The sequence below is a fragment of the Geobacter benzoatilyticus genome (assembly GCF_017338855.1).
GTDB lineage: Bacteria > Desulfobacterota > Desulfuromonadia > Geobacterales > Geobacteraceae > Geobacter > Geobacter benzoatilyticus.
In genome coordinates this window covers 3,134,923-3,155,175 of record NZ_CP071382.1, presented here as the reverse complement: position 1 = coordinate 3,155,175, position 20,253 = coordinate 3,134,923, and the positions used below count along the sequence as shown (strand labels likewise).

Sequence of the window (20,253 nt, the reverse complement as noted above, 5' to 3'; positions counted from 1 at the left end):
CTGTGAGGGGTCATGCCGCTCGTCAAGCTTGCCGAAAACGGTCAGATAATCATACCCGATGACCTCCTGTCGGAGTTGGGGCTCCGTCCGGGCGATCTGCTTGACCTCGAGCCCGTTCCGGGCGCCATTCGCATCTCTCGCCACATTTCCCCCGACCCTCCCGCGGTCGGAATCAGCCTGCAGAAGTCCATTGCCCGCAAGAATCTGGAAACTCCCATCAAGTTTATCAAGGGAGTAGGCCCTAAATTGGCGGAGATTCTCTCCAAAAAGGGGATTGCCTCGGTGGAGGACGCCCTCTACCTGCTTCCCAACCGCTATGAGGACCGCCGCCGGATTGTTTCCATTGCCGGGCTCCGTCCCGGCGTGACCGCAGTCTTTACCGGCGAGGTGATTGCCGCCAATGTTGTGACCACCAAGGGGGGGCGTCGGTTCTTCGAGGTGGTGGTGCGCGATGGCAGCGGCACCATTTCCTTCAAGTGGTTCAACTTCAACCCCGCCTTTCTGAAAAAAAGCTGGAAAGAAGGGAAAAGGGGGATATTTACCGGGCTGGTCTCCCAGTTCGGCCTCCAGCGGGAGGTGCATCACCCGGACGTCGAATGGCTTGCCGAGGGGGAGAGCGTTGAGGCTGTCATGGCCCGGGACCCCGTCAGTTTCGGGCGCGTGGTGCCGGTTTATCCCCTTACCGAAGGGCTTCACCAGAAGACCCTCCGGAAGGTGATGAAAGAGGTGGTGGACCAGTATGCGCCAGGCGTCGAGAGCGTCCTCCCTCCCGATGTGGCGGCGCGCCAGGGGCTTCTTCCCCTTAACGAGGCGCTTCGCCGGGTCCACTTTCCCGATGGCGATGCCGACCCGCAACTGCTGGAGGAGGGGAAGGACCCCGCCAACCGCACCCTGATTTTCGATGAATTTTTTTTCCTCGAACTGGGCCTGGCCCTGAAGAGGCGGGGCGTTACGCTGGAGACCGGCATTGCTTTCACGGTCAGCCATCTCTATACCAAGCCGCTCCTCAAGCTGCTTCCCTTTTCGCTGACCGGGGCCCAGCGCCGCGTCCTTGCCGAGATCAAGGATGAGATGATGGCGCCGCATCCCATGCACCGCCTGATTCAGGGCGATGTGGGGTGCGGCAAGACCCTGGTGGCGCTCATGGCGGCGCTTGTGGCGGTGGAGAACGGCTACCAGGTGGCCATCATGGCCCCCACCGAGATCCTCGCCGAGCAGCACTACCTGAATATCCACCGCTGGTGCGACGAGATCGGCGTGTCCACGGTCCTCATAACCGCGTCCCTGAAGGGGAAGGAGAAGAAGGCGGCCCTGGAGCGGGTGGCGCAGGGGGAGGCACAGATCGTTATCGGCACCCACGCGGTGATCCAGGAGAAGGTGATTTTCCATCGGCTCGGTCTCGGCATCGTGGACGAGCAGCACCGCTTCGGCGTCATCCAGCGGGGGCTCCTGAAAAAGAAGGGGGAAAACCCCGACATCCTCGTGATGACCGCCACGCCCATACCCCGCACCCTGGCAATGACCGTATTCGGCGACCTTTCGCTCTCCGTTATCGATGAGCTGCCGCCGGGGCGGACCCCCATTGAAACGCGGATATGCTTTGAGTCGCGCCGCAATCAGGTTTACGGCATAATCCGCGATGAAATCGCCAACGGGCGCCAGGCCTACGTCATCTACCCCCTGGTGGAGGAATCGGAAAAATCGGACCTGAAAGCCGCCACCCAGATGGCCGAACACCTGGCCAACGAGATTTTTCCCAATCTGCGGCTCGGCATTCTCCACGGCCGGATGAAGCCCGAGGAGAAGGAAGGGGTGATGCGCTCTTTCAAGGCCGGCGAGATCGATATCCTTGTGGCGACCACGGTGATCGAGGTTGGCATCGACGTGCCCAATGCCACGGTGATGGTCATCGAGCATGCCGAGCGGTTCGGCCTGTCGCAGCTCCATCAACTGCGGGGAAGGGTGGGGCGGGGGAGCGCCAAGTCGCGCTGCATTCTCATGGCCGGAGAGCGCCTCTCCGAGGACGCCGAGAAGCGGCTGCGGGTCATGGAATCTACCACCGACGGCTTCAAAATTGCCGAGGCCGATCTTGAAATACGCGGACCGGGTGATTTTCTCGGTACCCGCCAGGCGGGAATCCCCGATTTCCGCGTCGCCAACATCCTGCGTGACGGCCGCATTCTCGAAGAGGCCCGCAAGGAGGCCTTCGCCGTTGCGGAGAAGGACCCCGACCTGCGGCTTCCCGAATACGAACTGCTCCGGGCCGAACTGCTTCGCCGCTGGGGCGGGAGGCTGGAGCTGGCCGGAATCGCCTGACCATTTTGCAGCACCCATTTACCCATGGAGGAACCAATGTCCGAATTCACCAATGTAACCATCGTTCGCGAAGCCAATGTCTACTTCAATGGCGGAGTCGTGAGCCGCACCGTCATCTTCCCCGACGGCACTAAAAAGACCCTCGGCTTCATGCAACCGGGAGAGTACACCTTCAACACGGGCGCACCCGAGATTATGGAGATCCTTTCCGGCGAGCTGGACCTCAAGCTCCCCGGCAGCGAGTTGTGGGACCGCATCGGCGGCGGCGAGTCGTTCGACGTCCCGGCCAACTCCGCTTTTACCATGCGCGTCCACGCCCTCACCGATTACTGCTGCTCCTTCGTGGGGTAGGGTTTCAGGAGGTAAAGAGAGCCCCGTTCACTGAGGATGGGGCTTTTCTTCCTTTTGCCCGAACCTGCGTGCCGCCAGGGCAACGATTCCGGTCACCAGCAGTGCGGCCGCCAGGAGCGCCAGCGAAACGAGGGTGTTGTTCAGCAGCGTCGGCTTCAACAGTATGACCAGCCCCAGCATGAGCATCATGACTCCGGAGAGGAGTTTCAGAACCCGCCCTTCCCATTCCGTCAGCTTCCGGTTGCCGAGGGTCGCCGTGAAAACCCCCACGATGACGGCCAGGGGGACCACGTACACCAGGTTGTAAGCCGTCAGGTAGAGGTAATACCCTGTGGGCGTGAGCCCGCGAAGGGTCAGAATCCGGGTATAGACCATGGGAAAACCGGCGGTGCAGAGGAGTTCGTAGCTGTTTGCCGCCACCGCCAGGACAACCGTTCCCGCCAGCATTGAAGGGAGGGACCCGGTCCGGACCAGGTTCCTCATCCGCTCGAAGAGTTTGGGCTTTTTTGCTTCGGGGATGACAAGAGAAATCCCCTTTTCGAAGAAAAAGAAGTCTTTGATGTTTATGGCGGCAACGATAAGGGCGATTATTCCGGCGGCAATCGTGACGGCGTTCAGGGTGCCCGCCACCAGGAAGAGGTTGAGCCAGGCCGCCATGAAGAGGAAATAGACCAGCCCCGAGAAAAAGACGAAGGTTAGCCCCACTATTGCCATGCGGCGCCGGGAGTGGGCGTGGATCAGCAGGCTCAGAAGGAAAAGGAGCACGAAAAACGCACAGGGGTTGAAGCTGTCGAGCAGGGCGATGATGAGGGTGAACGCCGGCAGCGACAGGGTCTGCGGATCGATGGCGCCGATGCCGGGGAGGGTGATTGCTGATGCCTTTGCCGCCGCCTGTGTCTCTGCCGTGCGGGGGGGCGGCAGCGGGGAAACGAGGCGTTCGATGGCGGACCTTTTTTCATCGGTGAAACCGGCGATGACCTGGTTGCCGACGATAAAGGTTGGAACACCGCTTGCTTCGACGCCACGCTCCTTTGCCATGGCAACGAGCAGTTCCATGTTTTTCGGGACGGAGAAAACCTCGTAAGAGCGAATCCGAAGGGCGGGGTGTTTCCGCTGCAACTCATGGAGAAACGGTTTCGCCCTGGCACAGTGTGAACAGCCTTCGCCCCAGAAGAAATACAGCGTCGCTTCACCGGCGGTGCCGTCTCCGGCGCCGTGGGCGGGCCCGGGGGCGAAGAACAGTCCGGCGAGGATACCGATTGCGGCGCAGAGCCTGGTCAGGATTGTCACCATGGCAGCCTCCCGGTTCAACTCTATCGCAGGATGAAGATTTTTACACCAGAGGTCGTATTATTTTCCCGCCATGTCCGTACTAATGCACAATAAACATAGCGTTGCCGGCAGGTTCGCACCATCTCCCACGGGCGCTCTCCATCTGGGTTCGCTGGTGGCAGCCGTTGGAAGTTATGGGGCGGCGAAACGTTCGGGTGGCCTGTGGCTGCTGCGGATGGAGGATCTGGACACCCCCAGGGTGGTGAAGGGGATGGCCGACGACATCCTGCGTACTCTGGAAGCTCTGGGCTTCGCCTGGGATGGGGAAATCATGTGGCAGAGCAGAAGGACTGAGGCGTACCAGGCTGCCTTGGACCGGCTGCTTGCCGCAGGGGACGCCTATCCTTGCGGCTGCTCGCGGGCGGAAATCGCCCGGGTTGCCTCGGCTCCCCATACCGGCGACGGCGAGGTTCCCTATCCCAATCTCTGTCGCCATGGCCTGGCGGCCGGGAAAGACGCGCGCTCCTACCGCGTGAAGGTGGGTGCCGAGCCCATTACCGTCCACGATCTCGTCATGGGAGAGCAGCGGTACGACCTGGCCCGGATATGCGGGGACTTTGTGGTGAAGCGGGCCGACGGCCTCTTCGCCTATCAGCTCGCCGTGGTGGTGGACGATGCGGAGCAGGGGGTGACCCAGGTGGTGCGGGGGAGCGATCTTCTATCCTCATCGCCGCGGCAGGTTCATCTTCAGCGGCTCCTGGGGTACGAAACCCCCGTTTACGCCCATCTCCCCCTGGTAACCGCTCCCGGCGGCGGAAAGCTGTCGAAGCGGGATAATGCCGTTTCCCTGGCCGCCGGCCGCAACCTGGCTGCCGATGGCGGGTTGTTGCTGTTGGCGGCACTTCGCTTCCTGGGCCAGCATCCCCCTGTTTCCCTTGAAGGTGCTTCAGGCAGGGAAATCCTTGCCTGGACGGCGGATTACTTCGATCTTTCCCTGGTTCCCACCCGTTCGGCGCCCCTGGTGCTTCCCTTCTGATCCTTTTCCCCCGGTATCCCGAATCTACGCGTCATCCTCCGTATAGGCCTGGTGGAGCTTCACCGGCTTACCTTTGGCGCGGGCCTTCAGGTTAAGCATCTCAACCGCCACCGAGAACGCCATGGCGAAGTAGATGTAGCCCTTGGGTATGTGCATGCCCATCCCGTCGCCGATGAGCGCCACGCCGATGAGAATGAGGAAGGAGAGGGCCAGCATCTTGATGGTCGGGTGTTCTTCAACGAACGCGCTGATCTTGCCCGAGAAGAACATCATGAACCCGACTGCGATGACAACGGCCAGAACCATGACCGCCAGATTGTTGGCCATGCCGATGGCGGTGATGATCGAGTCGAGGGAGAATACGATGTCAAGGAGTAGAATCTGAACAATTATGCCGGCGAAGGAAGCGGCTGCCCTGGTAGAAGAGTGCCCTTCCTCCCCTTCAAGCTTGTCGTGAATCTCCATGGTGCTCTTGGCCAGCAGGAACAGACCTCCCGCGATGAGTATGAGGTCGCGCCCCGAAATCTCCCGCCCTGTAACGGAAAAGAGGGGAGCAGTGAGCCCCATGAGCCAGGTGAGGGAGAACAGAAGCCCCACGCGGGTGAACATGGCCAGGGCGAGGCCGGTGATGCGCGCCTTTTCCTGCTGTTCGGCGGGCAATTTACCCGCAAGTATCGAAATGAAAACAATATTGTCGATGCCGAGAACAATTTCAAGTGCCGTAAGGGTTGCCAGGGCTATCCATGCCTGGGGGTCGCTGAGCCATTCCATATCCGGAACTCCTTTATGGGTAGTTTAACGGTGGACACATATACCGGGGCGTCCCGGCACTGTCAACTGCAATTTCACGAAGTGAAGGCCGGCCGTAATCCGCAGTCGTAAGCCCTTTTCCCACCGTTGTGGAATAGTCTTCAGTACTCCTGGGTACTATTCATCACATTGTTTGCACGTCCATGGGAGGCTGTGGTTTTTCTGTCGCCAAATCAGACGGTTATAAGTTTGTGGCCGTTGGCACAAAGCTTGATAGTGTCCCTTGAAAAGAGATTTCGAGCAAGGAGGGTTCCTGTGTTCAGAACTAAAAATATCGTCAATATGCTGCTGATTCTTGCTGCCGTGGTGGTTGTCGGCATCCTCGCGTTCTCCGTCCGGCTGGAGGCTTCAGTCAATTCGGTGGCGGTTCTGCGTACTCAGGGGATGACCTGCGGCAGTTGCGCGCTGCGGATCGAGGATGCCCTCAAGGGGGCGAAAGGCGTTTCCTCCGTCCAGGTCAACGTGAACGATGGGCAGGTGGTGGTCGGCTACGATTCCAGCCTGGTAAAACCGGAAGCAATTGCCGAGCAGGTGACCGGCAGCGGCTACGGCAGCAGTATTATCCAGGTGCTGACGCCCGAAGAATATGCATCCCTGACCGGCAAGAACATCGCTGCGGGCATCCGGAAGGGCGGTTGCGGCAAAGGGTGCTGCGGCACGAAATGATAAACCCAATAAACCTGGACCCCGTGAAGGGGCAGGTAACCATTGGAGGCGTAAATATGAGCGGTAAAAATGCAAAGAGTTTCGTGAAGTACTGGGTGGCAGCACTGGTCGCAATCATTGCCGTTGCGGGCACCGTGGCGGCGTTCACCCTTCCCGGGTTCGGCAAATCCGACACGGTGAAGGCAACGGGCGGCGTGGTGAGCATCCCCCTCTCCGGCGTGTCGGACGGCAAGGCGCATTTTTTCCGGTTTGCGGATGGAGGGAAGGAGATTTCATTCTTTCTGGTCAAGGCCCCTGACGGAGCGGTCAAGACGGCCTTTGACGCCTGTGACGTCTGCTTCCGGGAGAAAAAAGGGTACACGCAGGACGGCTCCTTCATGGTCTGCAAACAGTGCAACAGGAAGTTCGATACCAACCGGATCGGCCCCCACTCCGTTGGCGGCTGCAACCCTTCGTATCTTCCCAGCAAACAGTCGGGCGGGAACGTGATAATAAGCGTTGCCGATCTCAAGGCGGGCGCCCGGTATTTTTAGTAACTTCGACGGGGGAACTGCATGAAACTGCGCACCATTTCCATAAACAACCTCAGACGGCGCAAGGCGAAGATGGCCTTCCTTACCATCGGGCTCATGGTGGGGATCGCCACTATCGTTACCTTGCTCACCCTGACCGCCTCCATGTCCAGCGATATCGGCAAAAAAATGGACGAGTTCGGGGCGAATATCCTCATCATGCCCCAGAGCAATGACCTGTCCATGAGCTATGGCGGCATCAGTCTCGGCCGAGTCACCTTCGACCAGCGGGAAATCCGCGAGGCGGACCTGGCAAAGATCGCCACCATCAAGAACAACAAGAACATCCTCGCCGTCTCGCCCAAGGTTCTCGGCGGTGTCCGTCTCGGCGACCGGGACGCGCTCCTGGTGGGGGTCAATTTCGACAACGAGCTGAAGATGAAGCAGTGGTGGAGGATATTTGGGGAACTTCCCAAAAAAGAAGGGGAAATACTCCTCGGAAGCTCTGCTGCCGACACGGCTCATCTGACGCCGGGCGATACCGTTCAGCTTGGGGGGCGCAGCGTCACCGTGGCCGGCGTCCTGGAGCAGACCGGCTCCCAGGACGACTCCCTCGTCTTCATGCCCCTTGCCGGCGCCCAGAAACTTCTCGGCAAAGAGGGGCGGATAACCCTCGTCGAGGTGGCGGCCCTCTGTTCCGGTTGCCCCATCGGCGACATGGTGGTGCAGATCGCCGAAAAGCTCCCCGAAGCAAAGGTGACCGCCATCCAGCAGGTGGTGGAGTCCCGTCTCCAGACCCTCGACCACTTCAAGCGCTTTGCCTTTGCCGTGGCCGGCGTCGTCATCTTCATCGGCTCCCTCATCGTCTTCGTTACCATGATGGGGAGCGTCACCGAGCGAACCACCGAGATCGGCGTCTTCCGGGCCATAGGTTTCCGCAGGAACCACATTATCCGGATCATCCTGCTGGAGGCGGCCCTGGTGAGCCTGCTGGCCGGAATTCTCGGTTACCTGGCAGGAATGGGTGGCGCAAAGGCAGTTTTGCCATTCATGGCGGAAACCAGGGATGCGGCCCTTGTCTGGGATACTACAGTAATGGCCGGCTCAATAGCCCTTTCGCTCATTGTCGGCATGGCGGCGAGCCTTTATCCGGCCCTCCATGCCAGCAGGATAGACCCGACAGAAGCACTCAGGGCTCTGTAAAGGCGGGGACCGGGAATCGGGGACCAGGGACCGGAAAAAGCCAAAATTTAGGGGGAAACGTGGCACTCATAAGAATAGAGAATCTCAAAAAGCATTATGTGAGCGGCGGAGAAACCGTCGAGGCCCTGCGGGGGGTCGATCTCGCCATCGAAGCCGGAGAATTCGTCACCATCATGGGGCAGTCGGGCTCGGGAAAGAGCACGCTTCTGTCGGTGCTCGGCGGCATGAACCACCCAACTGCCGGTACCGTAGAGATGGCCGACGTAAAGCTTTATGAGCTCAGCGGCGAGCGGCTTGCCGATTTTCGGGCTGAGAACCTCGGGTTCGTCTTCCAGTCGTTCCATCTCATCCAGTACCTCACTGCCCTGGAAAATGTCATGCTCCCCCTGGTAATCACCGGGATGAAAAAGGTGGAAAAGGTTCAGGCCGCGCGGGAAGCCCTTGAGCGGGTAGGGCTTGCCGGCAAGGCCGACCGTCTCCCCAACCAGCTTTCGGGCGGCGAGCAGGAACGGGTCGCCATTGCCCGGTCCATCGTCAAGAAGCCGCCGATACTCCTTGCCGACGAGCCCACCGGCAACCTGGACTCGAAGACCAGCGAAGACGTCATGGCACTCTTCCGGCGGCTCAACGACGAGGGGCAGACCGTGGTCATGGTCACCCATAATCCCGGGAACTGCACCTACGCCGACCGGACCATCGTCCTGCGCGACGGACTCGTTGTTGATGAACAAGGAGACACCGTAACTACGCGAAGTGCCGCCTGAAGCGCGGTGAGCTCCCCACGGTTTTTCATTTTTGCGAAAAAAAGTGTTGACGGTGAAAGGTTCATTTGCTATATAACGGGAACACTTTTCGCGGGAATAACTCAGTGGTAGAGTGCAACCTTGCCAAGGTTGAAGTCGCGGGTTCGAATCCCGTTTCCCGCTCCATGAAAGCCCAGGGGCCAGATAAAAATCTGGCCCCTTTTTCGTTTGTATTTGCTGTCTGGTAGCGATTTCAGCCTTTCTTCACCACCGAATCAGTCAGGTCTGTGCCCATCCTGTGCCCAGCTTTAAAAATCGGCTCTCGTTTTTCCGGCGCTGTTGTGTTACCCTGCCCGCCGCTCAGCCATCGCCCGGAGCACCGCAATTTCCGGGTACAGGAACTGTAACTGCAGTGCCGCGTGATGAAGTACCGCCTCCCTCCCGCGTCTTTCCCCTGAACAGCACCACAGCGACATCCCTGAGACTTTTTCGACAGGAAAACACCATACATGCATACAACATTCGGCATCGACTTCGGAACCACGAACTCGGCGCTTTCGATATACCGTAACGGAACGGTCGAGGTCGTTCCCGTAGATGGCGCCAACTGCGACCTGCCGTTGATGCGCTCCGTGCTCTACTTCAACGAGGACAACGAAATTTTCGCCGGTCATGAGGCGATTCGCCAGTACGTCGGCGACGGCGCCGCCGGGCGCTTCATGCAGTCCATCAAAACCTTTCTCCCGAATTCGAGTTTCGATGCCACGGAAATCTTCGGCAAGCGCTACACCATCGACGACCTGGTAGCGATCATACTCAGGAAGCTCAAGGCGCGCGGCGAAGCCTATGTCGGCCGCGCCGTCGACGCCGTGGTTCTGGGCCGGCCGGTCGTGTTTTCCGAGGATCCCCATAAAGATGCCCTCGCGCAGGACCGGCTTGAAAAAGCCGCCAGAAAAGCCGGCTTCAGGCACATCTGGTTTCAGTATGAACCGGTCGCAGCGGCACTGGCGTTCGAGGAGACACTCCAAACCGGGCAGGAGAAAATAGTCTTCATCGGCGACTTCGGCGGCGGCACCTCCGACTTCTCCATCATCCGCGTGCAGGGCGGCGCCTTTCGCCGGACAGACCGCCGCAGCGACGTCCTCTCGCTCGGTGGGGTCTACATCGCGGGTGACAAGTTCGACTCCCAGATCATGTGGGACAAGGTGGCGCACCATTTCGGCCGCCATGCCCGCTATAAAACCATGGGCAAGGACGAGTGGGTCACGGTTCCGCGGAGCATCGTCCACACCCTTTGCCAGTGGCACCGTATCCCGCTGCTGCGCGCCCGCAAGACGATGGAGCTCATCCGCCTGATCAAAAACAATACGGACAGCCCGGAGGCCATCGATAATCTGGACAACATCATCGGCGACAATTACGGTTTCTTCCTTTTTCAGGCCATCGAGGAGGCAAAATGCGCGCTTTCCGACCGGAACCGGGCGGTCATCAGCTTTGCCGAGCGCGATCTGAAAATCGAGGAGGAAATCGGGAAGGACGAGTTCGAAACGATCAATGCCGCGAATTTTCACTCGATCGCGGCCTGCATCGACGAGGTGATCGCGCGGTCGGGACTTGCGGCGGCACAGATAGACACTGTCTTCCTCACCGGAGGGACGTCGAAGATTCCCCTGATCCGGGCGCTGTTCATCGAGCGGTTCGGTCAGGACAAACTGGAAAACCGAAATGCCTTCACCAGTGTCGCACACGGCCTTGGCACCAGCGTTCCGCTGTTTGCCGAATGAGCTTACCTCGACTAAAAGTGGCCTGTGCAGAAGGGTTGCCGGCCGTATGACGTTTCAATGCTTGTGCTTCTCCGGGGCATGCTTCTTCTGTTCTCCGTGGTGCGCGGCATGTCCTTCCGCATCAAGTTGTAGGCGCTCGACGTAATGGGTGTATTCCACGTAGGCAGCCACGAATTCACGTCCTTTCTGCACACTTTCATCCTTGTGCCTGTAGGCCTCGGCAACCTTGTCGTACCGCTCCTGGATACCTTTGCTGACAGCTTCGTTGACCATGCTGATCAGGGGAGCGGGCGCTCCATCCTGCAATGACTTATCCGCCTGGGCAATTACCGGCGCAACGGATCCGGCAGGCTTGAGGCCGGTAAAGGGAGCACCCTCTCCGGCACGATGGATGCGGACAAGTGAGCTGAAAAATTTATGTTCCGCTGCCTGTTGCTGCTGTTTCCCCTGGGTGGCAAGCGCTGTTTTGAAGGCGGCCTTCACGGTCTTCTCATCCTTGGCCTGCACCCATTTCAGCACTGGCGTTACGTCCCCGGCACTCAGGGCTTTGCGGGCATCCTGCACCACCGGGCCATCGAGGGTGTCGCAATGGGCAGAAGCCTGTGAGTAAATGCCCACCGTTAGTGCGAGGGCTGCAATTGATGTAACAAATCTTCTCGTCGCTTTCATGATGCTTCCTCCTGAGTGTTTTGTTGAAAGTCCATTTCCTGTTATGTCCACCGGATAGCCGATAAAAATATACCATCATCCTGTGCCGGCACCTGGCCATGGCGAAAATCCATTCATCATAGCCAGTGCCGCGTCGGCAACCGGTGCACTTTCCCCCTGTTGCTGTGTGTTGGGGGCAGGAGCGGCCTGCCCCCGTTTCGGTTTATTTCCCCGCCAGCGGGTCCTTGATCTCATGCTGCGGCTTGAACATCAGCTTCTTGCTGCCGCGGTTGTTCACGTACTTGGCAAGTTCCAGGTCAATCTTGACCGGCACATTGACTCCCGCCTTGGCCAGGGCCTGGCGCAACAGGGCTTCGGCCTTGCCTGCCCGGATGGCTGCATCACCCAGTATCCGCAGTGCCTCGGTCGGGTTATGGAATCCTATGGAGTTCTCCGCACTGATGAATACCACCCGGTAGAAAGCCTCTTCATATTGGTCACGGGCCTGGGCATAGAGCTCTTTGTCGATCTGCTTGCCGCCGGCCTGAGCCTTGTTGGCCATTTCGAACAGTTTGGCCACCGTGGCCGTGGCGTAGCCGGTGCGGATGAATTGGGACATGGTGCGGTCCTGGATGGCGAATACCTGATTGCGCAGCCATTCCGGCGTCTCGGTATGGCACTGCTGGCAAGCCTTCAGGTCGTTCTTGAGCGGACTCATGATCCGGTGATCGGATACTTTTTTGGAGCCAACCTTGGTGTAGGGCATGTGACAGTCGGAACAGGCGACCCCGGCCTGCCAGTGGACACTGTTGTTGGAGAAGAGCTCGAATTCCGGGTGGCGGATGAATGCCAGCTTGAAGCCGGTAACGCTTTGGGTCCACTCGCCGCTCGGCGGGTTGCTGCGAAGCTGCTTGATGATGTTCTCGATGGTAATGCCGCCCATTTTGCTGCCCTTCCAGGGGAAGAACACATCGGTTGAATGCATCTCGGCATCCTTGGGGATGCTGTAGGTGACATGGCACTGGGCGCAGACCAGGGTGCGCTTCTCCTGCTGGGTCAGCTTTGACTGATCTGCGCCAATCAAATCAAGGGCCTTGCCGAGGGTGAATCCGCGCGAGATTTTAAGCGTCATATCCTGGTTGTTGTGGCAATCGATGCAGGCTACGCCAAGGGTCTGGTGTTCCTTGGGGATCTGGGCCAGGACCTCCTTGTAAGGTTTGGAGAAGTAGTCCTTTCCCATCTTCTGCTGAAGAGCCGGCGCGTAAGGTGTCTTGCAGGTAAGGCAGGAGCCGCCGGCCTTGTAGCGCGCCGGTTCCACATCCAGTTGATCCAGGATCATATTCTGGTGCCCCCGCGGCTCGCTGTACTCTATGCCCATGCCCCAGCCGTTATAGAGAAGCGCCAGAAACGGGTACTCGTCCAGCTTGTCGATACGCTCCCCGTCATTACCTTTCTTGTACTTGCTCTTGCCCGCCGGCGTCGGCTCTCCGGTTTTCTTCCAGAGTTCATACTCCTCCGGATATACCTTGCCCCATTGGGCCGGATCGACAGTACCGTCCGGGATGGAAGCGGTTCTAACCGGTTCAGCCTTATTGGGTGCGCAGCCGAAGGCAACTCCGATCAACGCCGCCATGGACAAAGCGACACCTACCTTGTGCATCTTCATCACTTTTCTCCTCTCTCTTTTATGGTCTGGTTCCGACGATGCCGGTCTGCCGGTGGCGCAACTGCCGGTGGCAGGCCCAGCACTGCCGGGTGGTATCCATCAGGGAAACGGCTTGTTCATGACAGCGGATACAATTTGCCTGCACCACTTTCGCCCCGTGACTGGACAGGGCGATGCGTTCCGGCACCCTGCCGCTGTTGAAAACAATCACGTCCTTCATGCCGTCGATTGATTTCCAGACGTAGTGCTCCAGGTGATTGCCGTTGGGGAGATGGCAGTCGACGCACCGGATGCGGCGGTGGGCGCCGGCATGGTTCCAGGCGGTGTGTTGCTCTTCCATGGCGTGGCAACTTGCACAAAATGCCGGCGATTCCGACCTGGCCAGAAGCTGCGGCGGGCCTACCAGCAGGAACACCGTAAGAACTATCCCGATGCAGCCAAAGATCAGCAGCGCCATGATGGAGCGTCGTTTTGCAAGAAGCTTCATATATCCTCCTGTCAAGGTTCTGATTTGTGGATCGTCACGGACGCATTACCATTGAGCAGGTTGCGTACCAATGTGAAAGATGTTGCAAGTTGCTGAATTAACTGGTTTGAAACTTTGTGCCGGAGAGGAAACTGTGGCAAAGCGGAAACACGATGTTACCGCCGGGTAACATCGTCTCTGATCTCAGCAAGCGGCTTGCTGCTTCAGTTTTTTCCAGAGGGTCTTGCGGGAGATTCCCAGCAGCCGGGCGGCTTCTCCGCGACGATTGCCGGATGATTTCAGCGCCTGTTCGATCAGTACGGTCTCCCACTGGTCAATTTGTTCTGCAAGCACGGATGGTTGTCCGGGGGCCGGGCTGAGAACCCCTGGCTGCTGATTCTGGTGAGGCATGGAAAATTCAGGGGGCAGATCATCTATGGTGAGTTCGGAACCATGGCAGAGGGCTGCGGCACGCTCCATGGCATTTTTCAGCTCTCTGACGTTGCCGGGGTACGGATGGTTGAGCAGAACCTGTTTCGCCTCCCGGGAAAGGCTCAGGGGAGGGCGCTCCATTTCCTGACTGAATCGCGAAAGAAAGATGGTTGCCAACGGCAGGATGTCTTCATGGCGCTCCCGTAGTGGCGGGAGGTTGATTGGAATCACATTGAGACGGTAGAAAAGATCTTCCCTGAACCGCCCTGCGGCCACATCCTGGCGCAGGTCACGGTTGGTTGCGGCGATTATCCGGACATCCACCCTGATTTCCCGGTTGCCGCCCACCCGTTCCACCGTTTTCTCCTGGAGTACACGCAGCAGCTTGGCCTGGGCGGAAAGGGGCATCTCGCCAATCTCGTCAAGGAAAAGGGTGCCACGACCGGCCTGCTCGAACTTGCCCTTCCGCTCCCGGACAGCACCGGTAAAAGCACCTTTCTCAAAACCGAACAGTTCCGATTCCAGCAGACTTTCCGGGAGCGCGGCACAGTTGACCTTGACCAGAGGGGAGGCACTTCGTCGGCTTTTCTGATGCAGTGCCCGCGCTACCAACTCTTTGCCGGTGCCGCTTTCGCCACTGATGAGGATTGTGGAATCCAGAGAGGCTGTCGCGCGAATAATCTGAAATACCGGTTGCATGACCGGACTGCGGCCAATCATCTCGCCACAGGTATGCTCGTTCATTAACTGGTCCCGCAGGACGGAGTTTTCTTCCTTGAGATGTTCCTTTTCGGTGATGTCCCGGCTGATCATGACAGTGCCGATGAACCTTCCGGTCTCGTTCCTGATCGGGTAATAGCTGTTGGCGAAGATGCGGCCCTTTGCCTCCAGGGGACGGGTATGGAACTGGATGGTTCCATCACGGAGACTGGTCAGTACGGCGCTGATCCGTTCACGGGCAGGCGGCGAGTGGATCGCCAGGAGGTCGCGGCCAAGGAAATTACTGGCCTTGATCCCTCTGAGCTGTTCGGCTGCAGCATTGACGAAGATGATGCGGTTGGTGTGATCGGCAAAAATAATCCCTTCGCCCATGCTGGTCAGGATTTCTCTGTAGACAGCGTTTCCAGCCGAGACAGTCTTAAAGTCCATGATCGCTCCTTTGTTACCGATTGGTAACACCGATCATAGACTGCCGGTTGCCGGCTCTTATTGACTCAGGTCAAGACGTGATAAATTGTGATCGCTGCATTTGCATCGCGAAAATAATCCTGAATTGATGTTCTTGCGCCAATCCGGACATTTATGTCCGGCAAAGAGGCCTTGACCACCGGTATGAATTGGCCTATTAAAAAGGCTGAACTTCTGCTGCTGAATCTGGAGGCAAGGATCGGTGTCACCTTCGTTGAATCATCTCCATGTCACTTGCGCCATCATCGAACGTGACGGCCTCGTCCTCGCCGCCCGGCGGAGCGCCGCCATGAGCCTACCGCTCAAATGGGAGTTTCCCGGCGGCAAGATCGATCCCGGTGAATCGCCCGAAGAATGCCTCCGGCGGGAGCTGGTGGAAGAGATGGGCATCCACGTTTCCGTCGGAAAAAGCTTCCCCCCCAGCACCCACCATTATCCAACCTTCACTGTCACGCTCCATCCATTTGTCTGCTCCATCCAATCCGGTGAAATCGTCCTCCACGAACACGCTGCCGTAACCTGGCTCCCGCTGGAAGAACTGCACACCCTTGACTGGGCAGAGGCTGATGTGCCGGTGATTGAATATTATCAGCGGGGATGCCGGAGGAGAAGGGGGAGTGGCTGAGACCACTGAATTTGGGCGGGGCGCTCATGAGTTTGTTATAGTGTTACCTGAATTCCCGAATTCCAAGAGAGCGATAGCCACAGGTTATGTCCCTGCGGTATCTATTAGACCTACTACGGTAAACCAACCATGCCTGACTACTCGATAATTCTCTGGATTCTCTGTGCCATCTGCACCGTCACCGGCCTGTCGGGGCTTCTGCTTCCCCTGATTCCTGGTGCCCCTGTCTTGTTTCTGGGACTGTTGTTCGGGGCCTGGGCTGATAACTTCCACTATGTCGGCGTCTGGACCCTGATGGTTCTAGTCGTTATGACCGGTTTGACATACCTGGTCGAGTTTGCTGCCTCCATCCTGGGAGTCAAGAAGTTTGGCGGCTCACGGCGAGCCATGGCAGGTGCCGCCATCGGCGGAATTGTTGGCCTGTTCCTCGGAATACCAGGGATACTTCTCGGCCCGCTCTTTGGAGCGGTCATAGGCGAACTGTCGCTGCAGCGGAGTCTGGATGAGGCAAGCCGTGCGGGTTTCGGAACAGTTGTTGGCCTCGCCATCGGTGTTGCCGGTAAGCTGGCGATCGGTATTGCCATGGTTGGGCTCTTTTTGCTGGTTCGCTTCCTGTAACTTCGATCAATACGGTCTGGCAGATATGGGATAACCTGGAAAACGAGGGGGGATTCTTCAGCTGCCAGTCCGGTTATTACCATTGGCAGGATCGACAGTGTTTGGAGCCGACGATCATGGTGGCACACGATGCTGAGATTGACTTGGAAGAGGTGTAACGCTGGTCGCAGCAGGAAGGAACGGGGTAGGAACTCGAACGGATCAAGACTTTTTTTGCTGGCACAATGAATTTAATGATATGGTGAGAGTCGAAAATGGATCCTGTTGATACGAGAAGAGGATTGTGCCCCCCGAATTCCCGGTAGGTTTTCAAGCCGGTTGCTATATAAAAGATACAACCTGTACAAAGTGCCGACATCAGCTGTCTGGAAGAAAGCGCATGCCTTGTAGTTAAGAACATCGGAAAGCCGTGTGCGGGAAAACCGCACGCACGGTTTGATGAGGGAGGACAGGGTAAAACCTGTTCTCTACTCTACCCCGAATTCCCTCCCCCGAATTCCCCCCGAATTCTTCCCTGGTGTCCCCCGAATTCTCCCCGAATTCTTTCGAATTCTTTTCCCCGAATTCGAAATTGATATGAAGCCTTGTTTTACGGGAAGATATGTGACATATTGTCACAAAATAACCCATTAAAGGTGTGAAATATGGAGCATGAGCCTATTTGGTTTGTTCAGAAGGCAGTGGATACGCTTGGACTTGATAAGGTAGCAGACCACCTTGGAAAGAATCAGCGTACCATTCGACGCTGGATCGCAGGAGAATCAAAAGCATCAAAAAGCGATTTGATGGTGCTGGAGCAGCTTTATCTTCAGTTCTCTAAATCCCCTCCCAGAAATAACGATTTCACTTTCATCGATTTGTTTGCCGGTATTGGCGGTCTGAGAATGGGCTTCGAAGATAACGGCGGCCACTGCACCTTTACGTGCGAATGGGACGAATACGCCCAGAAAACCTATCGAGCCAACTTTGATGTCGAGCATGAACTGGCCGGTGACATTAACGACATAATCGGTGATATCCGAAAGCACATTCCGGAAACGCCCGATGTCCTGCTGGCCGGATTCCCCTGTCAGCCCTTTTCAATTGCCGGAGTGAGCAAAAAGAACGCTCTTGGCCGACCCCATGGTTTTGCATGCAAGGAACAGGGTAACCTGTTTTTTCATATCGCTTCCATCCTAGAAGAACTCCGCCCCCCGGCGTTTCTTCTTGAGAACGTGAAAAATCTAGAGCGGCACGACAAGGGGAAAACTTTCCGGGTAATCATGAATACATTGAAAAACGAACTTGGCTACAAGGTTTATCCGTTGGTGATTGATGCCAAAGGTTTTGTACCGCAGCACCGGGAGCGGATTTTCCTTGTTGGCTTTGATGGCGAAACCGGTTTTAGCTGGGAGAATTTCCGGCATCCCGGACCTGACGCAAAGAAACTGAAGGACATTCTGTTGCCGGCAGGTGAAGTAGAAGATAAATACACTCTGACCAATAACCTCTGGCAATACTTACAAAACTATGCAGCAAAGCACAAAGCTGCCGGAAATGGTTTTGGCTTCGGGTTGGTAGGGAAAGACGACACAGCTCGTACCTTGTCAGCCCGCTATTACAAGGACGGCAGCGAGATTCTTATTGATCAGGGCAAGGGTAAAAATCCACGTCGTCTGACACCTCGCGAGTGTGCGAGACTGATGGGGTTCGATAGTCCCGATAATGAGTTCGTAATACCCGTTTCAGATACCAGAGCATATAAGCAGTTTGGCAATGCTGTAGTAGTTCCGGTTATAAGAGAAATAGCAAGAATCATGAAAACGCACATTCTGGAGCTGAAGAAAAGGAGGGATCCCGCATGTACAGAGCAATACTCTGCTCAACAGGAAACCCGGATTACGGTCAATATGTAGCTGTCAGCCCTTCAGTTGTCGCAAAGGTACAATCGATAGAAGAAGCTGTTACTGCTTGCCGAGAATATATTTCCGAGTGGAATCTTGGCGGCGGCAACTGGTGTGGCGATGCAGGAAAAGTCTTTCTTTCAGGCAAGCTAGTTGCCCGGATTGCTTACAATGGAAAGGTACTGCAAGAGCAATAAATGGCTGACGTAGTTAATGCTGAGACAAGAAGCCGGATGATGTCCGGCATTCGCGGGAAGAATACCAAGCCTGAAATACTTATCCGGAGCTTACTACACCGGCGAGGATTCAGGTTCAGGTTGCATGACAAGAAACTCCCCGGAAAGCCGGACATTGTGTTGCCTCGTTACAGGGCAGTTATCATGATTCATGGCTGTTTCTGGCATGGGCACGATTGCCATCTTTTCAAGTGGCCCTCCAGTAATGAGTCTTTCTGGAAAGATAAAATTTCAAGAAACAAAGAGGTAGATGCACGGTCAAGACAAGAGTTAACTCTTGCAGGGTGGCGGATTCTCACAGTTTGGGAATGTGCACTGAAGGGAAAACACCGGCGACCGCTCGAAGAAAGTGCCGATGAAATTTGTACATGGCTTGTTTCTTCAAACCCTGATGTGGAAATCAAGGGAGTGATCCTGAAATGAAAAAAGGTTGCCTGTCTGAATATTTTACCGGGGTCGTTGCAAAGCGTCTGAGCGCAGTTGAAGCGGACCCGAAAAAATCCAATCAACATGAGTTTAATGGTGTCAAACCGCTTCGTTCCCTGCTCGGCGATGAACGAATGGATAAAATGCCGTCAAGATTCATGTATTTTGGGGATGAAGAAGACAAGTCAGTTCAGGCTGATGGTTATCTTACCTGGTATGACTCACGAATAGACCAGGCACACCGTAGCGCCGAATACCGGCTGTATTTTCCCACAACCTCGGTTACTGAAAAAATGCAGGAAGGAGACTTGCTGCTGGTTGTCAGGAAGGTTGATGGCAGCATCCTGATGATTGCAGTTCAGGGTGGCAGCACCGTAGAGAACCAGTTGCTCTGGCTGTTCGGCATTGCCGAAGTCGAGCGGCAGTTTATCAAGCGGGACTATGAAGCCGAACAGGAAGATATCCCGCTGAACTTTGCCAGCAGAATCATCATTGAGGAGCTCGGCATCGAAATCGAGGTTCCCGATGATAATCTGCTGGACGCCCTGCTATCACGTTTCGGTGGCAAGTTTCCAAAAACAGCTGAATTTTCAGCCTTTGCTCGACAGTCTGTCGGAGCATCTTCTCTAGATGACGCTGACAAGGTACTCATAGCGTGGATGGAAAAAGAAGAGGCACTGTTCCGGGTTCTGGAGCGTCATATCGTCGGCGAGCGGTTGCGGCAGGGCTTCGGCGAGGATGTTGACGCCTTTATCGACTTTTCACTAAGCGTGCAAAATCGTCGTAAATCTCGAGTCGGGCATGCCCTTGAGAATCACCTTGAACAGGTTTTCCGTGAACACAATATTTCCTGTTCTCGCGGAAAGATGACAGAGAACAAGGCAAAACCAGACTTCATTTTCCCCTCCATCAGTGAGTACCACAATCCGGAATTTCCGAATGTCCGCCTGACCATGCTTGGTGTGAAATCAACCTGCAAGGATCGCTGGCGGCAGGTATTGTCCGAGGCTGCACGTATCGAGAGGAAACATCTGTTCACACTTGAGCCGGGGATCAGCGAAAACCAGACAGCGGAGATGGCTGGGCACAGGCTGACGCTGGTACTTCCAAAGAGCCTGCATGCCAGCTACAAGCCCGCACAGCAAGGCAATCTGCTGCAACTGGTCGAGTTTGTCGATTTGGTGAAAGGGTGCCAGTTTGCAACGGTTTAACGTTGTAGCGGCGGGGCCGTCCGGGGTCGGACCAAGCTAAATCATTGACACACCATTGTTTTCTCTAAATATTGGGGCGAATTTCCCCCTTAGAACCAACTTTTCACCGTTAAAAGCGAGCATTTAAGAAGATGGCACGAGCGAACAGGCACTACATACCG

At 56.7% G+C, this 20,253-nt stretch carries 20 protein-coding genes and 1 tRNA gene; 15 read left to right on the top strand and 6 right to left on the bottom strand.

Annotation, left to right across the window (positions count from 1 at the left end):
• The first annotated feature begins 12 nt into the window (after window positions 1-12).
• Together recG and ppnP are read left to right on the top strand one after the other, a co-directional pair.
• Window positions 13-2,316, top strand: coding sequence for an ATP-dependent DNA helicase RecG (recG, locus tag JZM60_RS14645; protein ID WP_207163149.1), 2,304 nt, complete (start codon window positions 13-15; stop codon window positions 2,314-2,316).
• A 36-nt stretch (window positions 2,317-2,352) separates the two neighbouring features.
• On the top strand, window positions 2,353-2,667 hold the full coding sequence (ppnP, locus tag JZM60_RS14640) for a pyrimidine/purine nucleoside phosphorylase (RefSeq protein WP_207163148.1): 315 nt from the start codon (window positions 2,353-2,355) through the stop codon (window positions 2,665-2,667).
• Between the two features lie 27 nt (window positions 2,668-2,694).
• On the opposite strand, the gene JZM60_RS14635 is transcribed toward ppnP, so the two are convergent.
• Window positions 2,695-3,960 (bottom strand): glutaredoxin family protein, encoded by a 1,266-nt coding sequence (locus JZM60_RS14635; RefSeq protein ID WP_207163147.1) that lies wholly within the window; start codon window positions 3,958-3,960, stop codon window positions 2,695-2,697.
• A gap of 82 nt (window positions 3,961-4,042) precedes the next feature.
• Between JZM60_RS14635 and gluQRS the strand changes: the two genes are divergently transcribed.
• A complete protein-coding gene (gene gluQRS / locus JZM60_RS14630; RefSeq protein ID WP_241426277.1) occupies window positions 4,043-4,975 on the top strand; it encodes a tRNA glutamyl-Q(34) synthetase GluQRS in 933 nt (310 codons plus the stop codon).
• Window positions 4,976-4,999: 24 nt separating this feature from the next.
• Here the strand turns inward: gluQRS and JZM60_RS14625 are convergent, their stop codons facing one another.
• The gene (locus JZM60_RS14625) at window positions 5,000-5,746 is read right to left on the bottom strand and encodes a TerC family protein (protein ID WP_207163145.1); all 747 of its coding nucleotides are present in this window, start codon (window positions 5,744-5,746) and stop codon (window positions 5,000-5,002) included.
• Window positions 5,747-6,040: 294 nt separating this feature from the next.
• Between JZM60_RS14625 and JZM60_RS14620 the strand changes: the two genes are divergently transcribed.
• The 6 genes from JZM60_RS14620 to JZM60_RS14595 all read left to right on the top strand — a co-directional run bounded on the left by JZM60_RS14620 (window position 6,041) and on the right by JZM60_RS14595 (window position 10,693).
• Window positions 6,041-6,451, top strand: coding sequence for a heavy-metal-associated domain-containing protein (locus JZM60_RS14620; RefSeq protein WP_241426276.1), 411 nt, complete (start codon window positions 6,041-6,043; stop codon window positions 6,449-6,451).
• Window positions 6,448-6,984, top strand: a complete 537-nt coding sequence (locus JZM60_RS14615) for a DUF2318 domain-containing protein (protein WP_241426275.1) — start codon at window positions 6,448-6,450, stop codon at window positions 6,982-6,984. The genes JZM60_RS14620 and JZM60_RS14615 overlap by 4 nt, the downstream gene beginning before the upstream one ends.
• Before the next feature lie 21 nt (window positions 6,985-7,005).
• Window positions 7,006-8,166 carry an ABC transporter permease gene (locus tag JZM60_RS14610; RefSeq protein WP_207163144.1) on the top strand — a complete coding sequence of 387 codons (1,161 nt, stop codon included), beginning with the start codon at window positions 7,006-7,008 and terminating at the stop codon, window positions 8,164-8,166.
• A 59-nt stretch (window positions 8,167-8,225) separates the two neighbouring features.
• Window positions 8,226-8,930: an ABC transporter ATP-binding protein gene (locus tag JZM60_RS14605; protein ID WP_207163143.1), complete on the top strand. Its 705-nt coding sequence runs from the start codon at window positions 8,226-8,228 to the stop codon at window positions 8,928-8,930.
• A 90-nt stretch (window positions 8,931-9,020) separates the two neighbouring features.
• Window positions 9,021-9,095 (top strand) — tRNA-Gly (locus JZM60_RS14600).
• Between the two features lie 323 nt (window positions 9,096-9,418).
• Window positions 9,419-10,693, top strand: coding sequence for an Hsp70 family protein (locus JZM60_RS14595; protein WP_207163142.1), 1,275 nt, complete (start codon window positions 9,419-9,421; stop codon window positions 10,691-10,693).
• A 54-nt stretch (window positions 10,694-10,747) separates the two neighbouring features.
• Here JZM60_RS14595 and JZM60_RS14590 read toward each other — a convergent pair whose 3' ends face one another.
• From JZM60_RS14590 to JZM60_RS14575, 4 genes are all read right to left on the bottom strand, one after another.
• On the bottom strand, window positions 10,748-11,362 hold the full coding sequence (locus JZM60_RS14590; RefSeq protein WP_207163141.1) for a DUF6448 family protein: 615 nt from the start codon (window positions 11,360-11,362) through the stop codon (window positions 10,748-10,750).
• Between the two features lie 202 nt (window positions 11,363-11,564).
• Window positions 11,565-13,007 (bottom strand): ammonia-forming cytochrome c nitrite reductase subunit c552, encoded by a 1,443-nt coding sequence (locus JZM60_RS14585; protein ID WP_207163140.1) that lies wholly within the window; start codon window positions 13,005-13,007, stop codon window positions 11,565-11,567.
• Window positions 13,008-13,026: 19 nt separating this feature from the next.
• On the bottom strand, window positions 13,027-13,494 hold the full coding sequence (gene nrfH / locus JZM60_RS14580; RefSeq protein WP_207163139.1) for a cytochrome c nitrite reductase small subunit: 468 nt from the start codon (window positions 13,492-13,494) through the stop codon (window positions 13,027-13,029).
• A 183-nt stretch (window positions 13,495-13,677) separates the two neighbouring features.
• Window positions 13,678-15,054, bottom strand: a complete 1,377-nt coding sequence (locus tag JZM60_RS14575) for a sigma-54 interaction domain-containing protein (RefSeq protein WP_207163138.1) — start codon at window positions 15,052-15,054, stop codon at window positions 13,678-13,680.
• Between the two features lie 253 nt (window positions 15,055-15,307).
• On the opposite strand from JZM60_RS14575, the gene JZM60_RS14570 reads away from it, so the two are divergent.
• The 6 genes from JZM60_RS14570 to JZM60_RS14545 all read left to right on the top strand — a co-directional run bounded on the left by JZM60_RS14570 (window position 15,308) and on the right by JZM60_RS14545 (window position 20,092).
• Window positions 15,308-15,718 (top strand): (deoxy)nucleoside triphosphate pyrophosphohydrolase, encoded by a 411-nt coding sequence (locus JZM60_RS14570; protein WP_277603748.1) that lies wholly within the window; start codon window positions 15,308-15,310, stop codon window positions 15,716-15,718.
• Window positions 15,719-15,847: 129 nt separating this feature from the next.
• The gene (locus tag JZM60_RS14565) at window positions 15,848-16,336 is read left to right on the top strand and encodes a DUF456 domain-containing protein (protein WP_207163136.1); all 489 of its coding nucleotides are present in this window, start codon (window positions 15,848-15,850) and stop codon (window positions 16,334-16,336) included.
• A gap of 644 nt (window positions 16,337-16,980) precedes the next feature.
• On the top strand, window positions 16,981-18,231 hold the full coding sequence (gene dcm / locus JZM60_RS14560) for a DNA (cytosine-5-)-methyltransferase (protein WP_207163135.1): 1,251 nt from the start codon (window positions 16,981-16,983) through the stop codon (window positions 18,229-18,231).
• Window positions 18,177-18,416, top strand: coding sequence for a hypothetical protein (locus tag JZM60_RS14555; RefSeq protein WP_207163134.1), 240 nt, complete (start codon window positions 18,177-18,179; stop codon window positions 18,414-18,416). The genes dcm and JZM60_RS14555 overlap by 55 nt, the downstream gene beginning before the upstream one ends.
• Entirely contained in the window at window positions 18,417-18,878 is a 462-nt protein-coding gene (locus tag JZM60_RS14550; RefSeq protein WP_207163133.1) for a very short patch repair endonuclease, read from the top strand. It begins immediately after the preceding gene.
• Entirely contained in the window at window positions 18,875-20,092 is a 1,218-nt protein-coding gene (locus JZM60_RS14545) for a type II restriction endonuclease (protein WP_207163132.1), read from the top strand. The genes JZM60_RS14550 and JZM60_RS14545 overlap by 4 nt, the downstream gene beginning before the upstream one ends.
• Window positions 20,093-20,253 lie beyond the last annotated feature (161 nt).

What these genes read in the sequence shown, in the direction of transcription:
- JZM60_RS14595 (WP_207163142.1), top strand. Translation starts at nt 9,419, where the DNA reads ATGCATACAACATTCGGCATCGACTTCGGAACCACGAACTCGGCGCTT.
- JZM60_RS14585 (WP_207163140.1), bottom strand. Translation starts at nt 13,007, where the DNA reads ATGAAGATGCACAAGGTAGGTGTCGCTTTGTCCATGGCGGCGTTGATC.
- JZM60_RS14575 (WP_207163138.1), bottom strand. Translation starts at nt 15,054, where the DNA reads ATGGACTTTAAGACTGTCTCGGCTGGAAACGCTGTCTACAGAGAAATC.
- JZM60_RS14565 (WP_207163136.1), top strand. Translation starts at nt 15,848, where the DNA reads ATGCCTGACTACTCGATAATTCTCTGGATTCTCTGTGCCATCTGCACC.
- JZM60_RS14590 (WP_207163141.1), bottom strand. Translation starts at nt 11,362, where the DNA reads ATGAAAGCGACGAGAAGATTTGTTACATCAATTGCAGCCCTCGCACTA.
- JZM60_RS14615 (WP_241426275.1), top strand. Translation starts at nt 6,448, where the DNA reads ATGATAAACCCAATAAACCTGGACCCCGTGAAGGGGCAGGTAACCATT.
- JZM60_RS14610 (WP_207163144.1), top strand. Translation starts at nt 7,006, where the DNA reads ATGAAACTGCGCACCATTTCCATAAACAACCTCAGACGGCGCAAGGCG.
- JZM60_RS14625 (WP_207163145.1), bottom strand. Translation starts at nt 5,746, where the DNA reads ATGGAATGGCTCAGCGACCCCCAGGCATGGATAGCCCTGGCAACCCTT.
- JZM60_RS14635 (WP_207163147.1), bottom strand. Translation starts at nt 3,960, where the DNA reads ATGGTGACAATCCTGACCAGGCTCTGCGCCGCAATCGGTATCCTCGCC.
- ppnP (WP_207163148.1), top strand. Translation starts at nt 2,353, where the DNA reads ATGTCCGAATTCACCAATGTAACCATCGTTCGCGAAGCCAATGTCTAC.
- dcm (WP_207163135.1), top strand. Translation starts at nt 16,981, where the DNA reads ATGGAGCATGAGCCTATTTGGTTTGTTCAGAAGGCAGTGGATACGCTT.
- JZM60_RS14545 (WP_207163132.1), top strand. Translation starts at nt 18,875, where the DNA reads ATGAAAAAAGGTTGCCTGTCTGAATATTTTACCGGGGTCGTTGCAAAG.
- JZM60_RS14550 (WP_207163133.1), top strand. Translation starts at nt 18,417, where the DNA reads ATGGCTGACGTAGTTAATGCTGAGACAAGAAGCCGGATGATGTCCGGC.
- gluQRS (WP_241426277.1), top strand. Translation starts at nt 4,043, where the DNA reads ATGCACAATAAACATAGCGTTGCCGGCAGGTTCGCACCATCTCCCACG.
- recG (WP_207163149.1), top strand. Translation starts at nt 13, where the DNA reads ATGCCGCTCGTCAAGCTTGCCGAAAACGGTCAGATAATCATACCCGAT.
- nrfH (WP_207163139.1), bottom strand. Translation starts at nt 13,494, where the DNA reads ATGAAGCTTCTTGCAAAACGACGCTCCATCATGGCGCTGCTGATCTTT.
- JZM60_RS14555 (WP_207163134.1), top strand. Translation starts at nt 18,177, where the DNA reads ATGTACAGAGCAATACTCTGCTCAACAGGAAACCCGGATTACGGTCAA.